Genomic DNA, 8,769 nt, shown 5'->3' with positions numbered 1-8,769 from the left:
TCTTACTCTTTTAATTCTTTTTTGAACGCCTATTATTTTAAGAAACTTATTAAATAATTTCAACACATCTACTACCTTAATACCCTTATTAACCTGGTAACCATGTCTTAACACATTTACTTTTTTTTTTCCTGTGATTGACTTTTTAAGGAAAATAAGTATCCTATAAAGTTTTAGGAGGATTTATGGTTTCGGATTTTAAGAACGAGCCACTTTTTGATTTTTCTAATTCGGAGATCAGGAAAAGTTTTGAAGAAGCTTTAGAAAGGGTAAGGAAGGATTTCGGTAAGGAATACCCGTTAATAATTGGTGGTAAGAGAATTTTCCCTAAGGATGGGCGGGAAGTCTTTTCTTCCTATAACCCTTCTAAGAGAGGTGAGATTATCGCTACCTTTCCCAAGGCAACCATTGCGGATTGCGATAACGCGATAAAAGTTGGAAATGAAGTATTTAAGGAATATGCCCAACTTTCACCGGAAAGCCGGGCTTGTATATTATTTCGGGCGGCAAACATTATGCGAAAGAGGAAGGCAGAACTTTCGGCGACGATGGTCTATGAAGTGGGTAAGAATTGGGTGGAGGCGGTAGCGGATACTGCGGAGGCGATTGATTTCTTGGAGTTCTACGGTCGGGAGATTTTAAGATATACGGAAAGACAACCCCTAACATCTTATCCCGGTGAATTTAATGAGTTAATTTATATCCCACTTGGTTGCGGCGCAGTAATTCCCCCCTGGAACTTTCCCTTGGCAATTCTTTGCGGTATGACCTCAGCCGCTCTGGTCTGTGGTAATACGGTCGTCTTAAAGCCTTCTTCGGATGCCCCTCTTATTGGTTATAAGTTCTGTGAGATTATGGAGGAGGCGGGTTTGCCCCCTGGGGCATTAAATTATCTCCCCGGACCAGGAGGCGAGATTGGGGATTATTTAGTGAACCATCCGAAGACTCGGTTCATCTCCTTTACCGGCTCAATGGCGGTCGGTTTGAGAATAAATGAGATGGCAGCAAAGACCAATCCGGAGCAGATTTGGATTAAAAGGGTGATTGCGGAGATGGGCGGAAAGGATTGTATCATTGTGGAAGAGGATTGTGATTTTAATGATGCCTTAGAGGGAGTTTTAACTTCGGCTTATGGCTTCCAAGGGCAGAAGTGCTCCGCCTGCAGTCGGTTAATTCTAAACGAAAGGATTTATGATAAATTCCTCTCGGAGTTAAAAGAGAAAGTTGATAAGATAAAGGTAGGCGATGTTCGGTATTTTGAAAATTGGCTCGGGCCGGTAATTAACGAGCGCGCCTTTAAGAGTATCCTTAATTACATTGAGATTGGTAAGAAGGAAGGAAGGCTAATTACTGGTGGTGGACCAGCGGATGGAGATGGTTATTTTATTAAGCCGACCATCTTTGCCGATGTGAAGCCAGAGGCGATAATTGCCCAAGAGGAAATTTTTGGTCCGGTTTTGGCAGTAATCAAGACAAGGGATTTTGAGGAGGCACTGGCGATTGCCAATAATACAAAATACGGCTTAACCGGTTCCCTTTACACCAGAGACCGGAAGAAGATTGAGATGGCGAAGAGATTTTTCCACGTCGGGAATTTATATTTCAATCGGAAATGCACCGGAGCATTGGTCGGTGTCCATCCCTTTGGCGGATTCAATATGTCGGGAACAGATTCTAAGGCCGGGGGTCGGGATTATCTCTTATTATATTTACAGGCGAAGAGTATTTCGGAGAAGTTATGAGACGGGTCTTAATTTTAGGCGCCGGTGGTCGGGACTTTCATAATTTTAATGTCTTCTTCCGCGACAATTCTCAATATTATGTGGTCGGTTTTACGATGGCGGAGCAGATTCCGGGGATTGGGCAGAGGGTCTATCCAAAAGAATTGGCGGGCTCTCTCTATCCAAGAGGAATTCCCATCTATTTAGAAAAGGACCTTAAAAAAATTATCAAAAAAGAAAAGGTGGATATTGTTGTCTTCTCCTACTCCGATGTCTCCTTTGACTATGTTATGGAGAGGGCATCAATTGCCCAATCCTTAGGTTGTGATTTCTGGCTTTTAGGTCCCAAGTCAACCCAACTGAAGGCGAAAAGACCGGTTTTAGCAATTTGTGCGGTTCGGACCGGGGCGGGAAAGAGTCCAACGACGAGAAGGGTTTGCGAGATTTTGAAGGAGAAGGGAGTAAATTTCTGCGTAGTTCGCCATCCGATGGTTTATGGTGATTTTAAGGTACCGGTTCAAGTCTTTAAGACGGTGGAGGATTTGGAGAAATATGATTTAACCTTTGAGGAGCGGGAAGAGTACGAACCCCATTTGAAAATGGGAAATCCGGTTTTGGCTGGGGTTGACTACGGAGCAATTCTCACGGAGGCAGAGAAGTATGATTTAATTATTTGGGATGGTGGGAATAATGACTTCCCTTTTTATCAGCCGGATTTCTTAATTGTCCTCTGTGATGCTTTAAGAGCAGGGCATGAGGTAAAATATCATCCGGGTATGACCTTGCTTCTAGCCGCTGATTTAATTATTATCAATAAGGTGGATGAGGCAAAGCGAGAGGATTTATTGACGATTCAGAAGAATATCAAAAAATATAACCCAAAGGCTAAGGTGCTCACCGCCCGACTGGCGAAAAGGATTTTGGGAGAGATACCAAAAAATAAAAATAAGGTTTGCGTTGTGGAAGATGGACCATCGGTTACCCACGGAGAATTGGGTTATGGTGCTGGTTATCGGGTTGCCCGGAAGTTCGGTTTAAAGGTTTTAGACCCAAGGGATTTTGCGGTTGGAGAAATTAAGAAGGCATTTGAGAGGTATCCCCATCTCAAAGAAGTGATTCCAGCCTTGGGTTATAAGGATAAACAGGTGCGGGATTTAAAGCGAACAATCAACCGCTCGGGCTGTGATTTTATTATTTCCGCCACACCCATCACTTTAGCCCACATCCTAAAAATCAACCAGCCAATCATCCAGATTGAATATCTCTTACGGGAGAAAAAGGGGAACTTAAAAAGGGCACTTTTAGACTTCTTAAAAAGAGTCTTTTAATTCATTCAAGGAGGGAAAGTGAGTGGCTTATCTTTTTTTCTTATTCTCTTTACTCTTTTCCCCCACCGCTCTTCGGTAACAAAAAGGGAAGAGAGAAGAGACCTTTTCTTTTCGGAAAATGGAGAGTATATTGGGCAAGTGACTTATGGCCAAGGGAATTCGGAATTTATCCCTTTCCGGTCTTTTACCTTACAGGATAAGAGAAGAGAGATTTTATGGCATAGTGATAGTTTTCCTTACACTTTGGTTGATATCTCTAATGAAGGTTGGACGGTTGGTATCTTCTTTGATGGACCAATTTCCGGAAAGGCAATACTCCACTTCTACGACCGGACCGGAAGGAAGAAAGGTGAAGGAGAAGTTGACTTCTTAAATAGCCGTGCCTTTTCTGAAGATGGTAAAGTGTATGTAGTTTTGGATGGGAAGAGGGGATTAAGAGTCTTCACTCGCGAAGGGAAAGAACTCTACAATTTAGGCAAAGGGAACTATTTTACTCTTTCCCCGGATGGGAAGACTTGCGCTTTGGCGGATGACCACCAAATTAATTTTTATCAGGATGGCAAAAAGATAAAATCAATTCCCATCCCTTCCCCTTTTTTGCGTCAGATGAAATTCTCTTCCTCCGGGAGGCAATTCGGTTATCTGACGAAAAAGGAACTCTTTATCTATCGGACTACGGATTGGGATTTGGTTTTCCATTACACCGAGCCGGAACCAAAATGGCGATTAATTTCTTTTGACATGGCCCCAGAAAATAATTTAGTGATTATTGGGAAGGGAGAATCTAAGGGAAAGAGGAAGGGTGAGGTCTTGCTCTTTAATTTTAATGGCGAAATGCTCTGGCGGGAAGAATTGAGGTATGATAAATGGAATATCTTCGTGCCGGAAGTAAGGTTTTTACCAGGAAAATCTTTTTTGGTGAAGACCGTGGAGGAGATTTATGAATACTCTTATTAAGAATTACTGGGTATGCTTATTCTTTTCGCTTTCCTTCGCCTCCATCCCTTGGCCCCATCCACCACAGGATAGTGTCCATCCGATTGGTAATTCCTGGGGTCTTTTTCAGGATTACGGTGGTACCCCTTATCTCCATAATGGCAATGACATAATGACCCCTCCTCTTTGGCCTGTGACGGCAGTCCGCTACGGCTATGTGAAGAAGGTCTGGACAACCGGTAATCCCCTTTATAATGGGATAACAATTGGTGATTCGGCGGGTGCCGGTTTTTGCTCCGGTTATATGTATTACCATGTTGACCCGAATACGATTACGGTACAAGAAGGAGATACCGTCTATCCCGGGGATACGATTGGTCAAATCGTTACTTGGTCCGTCGCGGAATTTCACCACAACCATTTTTCTAAGAATCGCAATTCAGGGGTTATCTGGCCCAGTTACGGCTCATTTTATAAAAATCCCTTAACCGAATTTGTGCCGGATGACGATTCCACGGTTCCCACTTTTTTAAATGCGGTTTCTGGTCAAAAGTTTGCCATCTGCGTCAATAACCGAAGCACTTATCTCAATAAAGATAGTGTCTATGGGGATGTTGATTTAATCTGCCGGCTGGAAGATAAGATAAATCATCGGGTCTGGAAGGTGGCGGTCTATAAGATACTTTATTCTATCCGGGATACCTTGGGCAATTATGTTGTTCCCTTAAAACTCAGTTTTCAATTTTCAGAATCAATTGAAGCCTATTATGCCGGACAGTGCCGAACGGTCTATAAGGATGATGCCACCTGTAATAGTAATTGCAACTATGATTCTTTAGCCCGTCAACTTTACTATATCTTCACCAACACCGATGGCGATTCCATAATTGAGAGTTCTGACTCCTTAGAATCCTGGCGGACAACTTTAATTCCGGATGGTCCTTATTGGATTAAGGTTATTGCCTATGACGAATATGGTAACTCGGCTACGGATAGTATGTTAGTGAGGGTGAAGAACCGTCCAGCGACCTGGCGGGATGTTGGGGTCTTAGCAATTACCACTCCGGCCGGGATAATTGATTCTGGTTTTTCTATTACTCCGGCTTGCACCGTTTATAACTTTGGCAATGTTAGTGTTAGTTATCGGGTCCGTTTGAAGATTGGTAATTTCTATAATGATACCGTTTCGGTATCAAACCATTCTCCGGGCACAAAGGTTTATCTCACCTTTCCCAACTGGCAGGTTCAAGTTCCCAGAGGAAACTATCCGGTCTCCTGTTCTACGGAACTGGCTAATGATACCAATCGCACCAATGATAAGAGAACCGGCCAGGTGTTGGTTAGAGTTTTAGATGCCCAGGCAGTTAGGATTTTGGCACCGCTTGATAGCGTATTAGAAGATTCAACTTTTGCTCCCAGAGGAGTGGTAAGGAATTTGGGAAATACCGAAGTCAATTTTCCAGTTGCCTTCATCATCCGCCGGGGGGTTGATACCGTTTATCAAAAAAGGGTAAATATCAATCTTCTGCCAGAAAGTAGTAGGGTGGTTGTCTTTCCGGAGACATCTCTTATCATTCTTGGTTGGTATCAGACCTTCCTAAAGACAGAATTAACTGGGGACCGTTATCCGGGAAATGATTTGCTTTCGGATAGTTTTCGGGTCTATCAAAGACCACAGGCATTGACAGAAGATAAAGAAGGAGAAAAAATTATTTCCAATCACCTGGTAGGAGTAGAGGTCTATAACATTCTGGGTGAGGTTGTCTATTCGGCAAAAATGGAAAGGAAGAAGATTCAATTGCCGAGATTACCAACCGGGATTTATTTTCTTAAATACAAAACTGGAAAAGAGAGAAAGATACTGATTCTCCGCCGGTAAACTCTTTATAAGAACTGAAAAGAGAAGGATTGTAGCATTTTTTGAAAAACTTTTCAAAATTATCTGATGAGATAACTTTTTTGTAAGGTCTAAAATCTTTTAAATTATTGATTTTTAATAACTTATAGGTATTTGAGTAAAAAGATGGGGGTCAGTTCCCCCTACGGCATCCCTGGGGGGTAAAAAAGGAGATTTTTCCCTCTATTTTCCGGAGGACTTCTTCCCCCAATTTCTTCCTTGGTTCCTCTCATAGTTTCCTTCCCAATTTCTTCTGGAAAGAAAGGTTTCTTCAACTCTCCGTTTTAGAGACCGATTGCTCATCTCCTTTCTCTTCCCGTGAAATGCCTCTTTGGTGGAGCCATTGGGACACCGCAAGAGAGACGGATAAATAATTAAAATTACCTTAGAGAAAGATTTTAATAAAATCCTAACGGATTAACTCTGCCTTTCACAAAAAACTTTGACTTTCTCATTTTTCTTTATATAATTAATAATGATGCCAAAGGACTGGAGGTAAATATGAAGAAAGTATGTCTTCTTTTCTTTTTTACCCTTCTCTTTGGTTGGACCACTCCAGAAAGATTAACGACACTTGCCTCTTTTTCGGAACTCTCCGAAAATAATGCCCGAAATATTGTTTTTGATAATCAAAGGAGAGTCCATATTGTTTGGGCATCTTATTGTCCAGTTCCTGGGTTTACTTCTGTTCCCCAGATTTGGTATAAGAGATACGAACCGAATTCTGGTTGGACAAAGGATACCTGTATCGCTGATGTGCCAAATGAAGTATCAGAATCCCCTTCGCTTTGCGTTGACTCTTCTGGTAATCTTCACCTTGTCTACATGGCTTATACCTATCTCTACCATATAAGGTACAAAACTTGGAACCCGACCACTGGTTGGCAACCTTCGGTCATCATCTCCACCAGCACCAATGATAAGCAAAATCCACCTTCTTGCGCCGCGACTCCGGATGGACACATCCATGTGGTTTGGGATGAACTTTACAATGGTTATTACGAAATCTTTTATCGGGAGAAAGTTTCCGGGATTTGGCAGCCTCCTTTGAAGATTTCCGACACCACCAATATGACCGATAAAGGAGCGGCAACAGTGGCTGGCGGTCGGGATAATAATGTCTACTGTGCCTGGAAGGGAGAAAATCCAGTTTCGGATTGGAGCCATATCTATTATCGTTCCCGCACCGGTGGTGTCTGGGGTTCAATTACCAATGTGACCAGTGTCTTTTATTCTGACCAGTGCGACGGCGTGGGGACTCCTTATGGACCTTCTCTGGCGGTGGATAATTCTAATGTTGTCCATATCGTTTGGTACGGTGGGGAGCAGTGGGATAATTATTATTATCGGGTTTATTACCGAAGGCGTCATCCCACTTCGGGTTGGTTGACGATTGATACTATTGCCGGAGCTAATCAACCCGACGATTTTGACCGGTTTGCTCCCCAGATTCTCATTGACCGGCAACAGAATGCCCGTGTTGTCTGGTACGGAGAGGATTACTGGACCGATGGCTGGCTTCGTCTTTGGCACAAAAAGAGGACCCCGAGTGGTTGGTTAGCAACAGAGGAATTGGCTTGTGAATATCCGGAGGGTGATTTGTATAATCCCCATATCGCTAATGATAGCCTCGGTTTACATCTCATCTGGTTTGACGACCGATTAGAGGATGAGGAAATCTTCCGGGTGGTCAGTTATCCCCGGGATTTAGAAGTGAAGGTAATTACTTCGCCTCCGGTATTTTGCTCTCTGGCGCATTACCAACCGAAGGCAATCGTGAGAAATTCGGGCGAAGAAGAAATTCTTAATAACTTTGATGTCAGGATGAAGATTGAACCCGGTGGTTATGAGAATATTCAAACTCTTCCCGGTTTAGGACCGGGTGAAGAAGAGACCCTCAACTTTACCCTTTGGCAGCCGAGTCAACCAAATCTCTATTCTGTTAAATGTACTCTTCTATTTGCCGATATGTTCTCTCTAAATAATAAGAGGGAGAGTTATTGTGGTATTCCAAATTTCATTGAAGATTTTGAAACCTCTAACGGTGGTTTTATATCTGACCCCGCTACCAATGCCTGGGAATGGGGAACTCCCTCCGGAATTGGCGCACCAATTCCTTATTCCGGAACAAAATGCTTCGGCACAAATATTGACGGCAACTATTCCGATAATGCTAATTGGAAGTTAAATTCCCTCTGGTATATCGCAACCCGCGATACACCAGTTTTAGGCTTTTATCACTGGTATAATCTTGACCCTAACCATAAAGATGGTGGAAATATTAAGATAACAAAAGATTTGGTTAATTACACAGTCCTTACTCCGCTTTTTGGTAGATACGACCGGAGATTGACAAACGAAAATGCTGGTATTCCTCAAGAGTCCGCGTTCGCCCTGAATGGACCTACCGGTTGGAAGCCAGCGCTTTTTAAGATTCCAGTGCGGACGGGTGATACTTTCCAGATAAGATGGCATTTTGGTTCCGATGGTAATAATAATGATTTGGGTTGGTATCTTGATTATGAAGGGGGGATCGGATTTAATAAAATTTGGGAGGATGTTGGAATTTTAGCAATTTCCTCGCCACCTGATACTTGTGACTCATCAATTACAATTATCCCTTCTGCTCGGCTAAAGAATTTCGGTAACCGTAATGCTTCTTTCTCGGCAACGATGAAGATTGGTTCTTATACGGATACGAAGACTGTTCTTTTATTCGCCAATCAAGAATCAACTATTACCTTTAATCCTTGGACACCCCAGAACCGAGGTTTTTCTTTTGCCCGCTGCTCCCTTTATCTAACTGGTGATAGAAACCGAGTGAATGACACCTTGATGAAAACTTTCTTTATTCGGGTAAAGGATGTTGGGGTTTTGGATATTGCGG

5 protein-coding genes are annotated in these 8,769 nt (G+C 42.8%); all 5 read left to right on the top strand.

The window, feature by feature from the left end; translation table 11 throughout:
* The first annotated feature begins 185 nt into the window (after positions 1–185).
* Entirely contained in the window at positions 186–1,742 is a 1,557-nt protein-coding gene (gene pruA / locus ABIL00_07855) for an L-glutamate gamma-semialdehyde dehydrogenase (GenBank protein ID MEO0110672.1), read from the top strand.
* On the top strand, positions 1,739–3,049 hold the full coding sequence (locus ABIL00_07850; GenBank protein MEO0110671.1) for a GTPase: 1,311 nt from the start codon (positions 1,739–1,741) through the stop codon (positions 3,047–3,049). The genes pruA and ABIL00_07850 overlap by 4 nt, the downstream gene beginning before the upstream one ends.
* A gap of 18 nt (positions 3,050–3,067) precedes the next feature.
* Entirely contained in the window at positions 3,068–4,006 is a 939-nt protein-coding gene (locus ABIL00_07845) for a hypothetical protein (GenBank protein ID MEO0110670.1), read from the top strand.
* A complete protein-coding gene (locus ABIL00_07840) occupies positions 3,990–5,864 on the top strand; it encodes a T9SS type A sorting domain-containing protein (protein ID MEO0110669.1) in 1,875 nt (624 codons plus the stop codon). Before ABIL00_07845 ends, ABIL00_07840 begins: the two co-directional genes overlap by 17 nt.
* Before the next feature lie 519 nt (positions 5,865–6,383).
* The coding region (locus ABIL00_07835) for a hypothetical protein (GenBank protein ID MEO0110668.1) at positions 6,384–8,769 on the top strand (2,386 nt) is incomplete at its 3' end.

It is taken from the genome of candidate division WOR-3 bacterium (genome assembly GCA_039801905.1).
Lineage (GTDB): Bacteria > Hydrothermota > Tepidihabitantia > Tepidihabitantales > JBDRVQ01 > JBDRVQ01.
The sequence above is the reverse complement of the archived record's forward strand: the minus strand, read 5'-3'. Positions and strand labels throughout refer to the sequence as shown.

What these genes read in the sequence shown, in the direction of transcription:
- pruA (MEO0110672.1), top strand. Translation starts at nt 186, where the DNA reads ATGGTTTCGGATTTTAAGAACGAGCCACTTTTTGATTTTTCTAATTCG.
- ABIL00_07850 (MEO0110671.1), top strand. Translation starts at nt 1,739, where the DNA reads ATGAGACGGGTCTTAATTTTAGGCGCCGGTGGTCGGGACTTTCATAAT.
- ABIL00_07840 (MEO0110669.1), top strand. Translation starts at nt 3,990, where the DNA reads ATGAATACTCTTATTAAGAATTACTGGGTATGCTTATTCTTTTCGCTT.